The following is a 708-nucleotide window of genomic DNA, read 5'->3' as shown; positions in this document are numbered from 1 at the left end:
CTGTACGAGGCCGAGCGCAGCGACACCTGCGAGCCACCGCTGCGCTGGGCCAKCTGGCCGGGCATGTATTCCTTSAYCGCSACCWGGCGCTSSAGSGMATGGTCTTGCGCCAGRTAGACGATGCCGAAGCCGCCGATGCCGATCGTGCGCAGGATCTCGAGCTCGCCGAAGCGCGTGCCGGGTGGCAGGGCGTTCGGTTCGTCGGTTGGCAGTGAGGCCTCGGGCGTCTCTGGCATGGGCGGGGGGCTGCAGCGGGTGCCGGATTATTGCTTCGCCCGCCGTGGCTGGCGTGTCGACTATGTCGCGCCCAGGCGGTCGATCTCGGCCTCGTCGAAGCCGGCAGCTCGCCGCGCATCCAGATTGAACGGGCCTTTGAGCCGTGGCGCACCGTAACGCGTGGCGAACTCGGCGTAGCTGGCGATCGGGTCCAGGCCGTCGCGCTCGCACAGCCAGCGGTACCAATGGTTGCCGATGGCCACATGACCAATCTCGTCGCGCAGGATGACGTCGAGGATCTCGACGGCGCGCATGTCCCCGGCCTTGCGCAGCTTGGCTTGCATTGGCGGTGTCGCATCGAGGCCGCGGGCTTCGAGCGTGCGGGGCACCAGCGCCATACGGGCGGTGATGTCGTCGCGGGTCTTCTCGGCCATGCTCCACAGACCGTCGTGGGCCTCGAAGTCGCCGTAGTCGTGGCCCATCGACTGAAGG

At 68.2% G+C, this 708-nt stretch carries 1 protein-coding gene and 1 pseudogene; both read right to left on the bottom strand.

The annotated features are described in order from the left end of the window. Positions 1–236, bottom strand: a pseudogene (locus tag AC1DYI_RS37585) (septum site-determining protein); the annotation flags it as partial. 60 nt (positions 237–296) lie between these two features. Next, positions 297–708: ferritin-like domain-containing protein (locus AC1DYI_RS37580; RefSeq protein ID WP_477209139.1), on the bottom strand; the 412-nt coding region annotated here is incomplete at its 5' end.

The organism is Ideonella sp. P3_A4 (assembly GCF_056403075.1).
The sequence above is the reverse complement of the archived record's forward strand: the minus strand, read 5'-3'. Positions and strand labels throughout refer to the sequence as shown.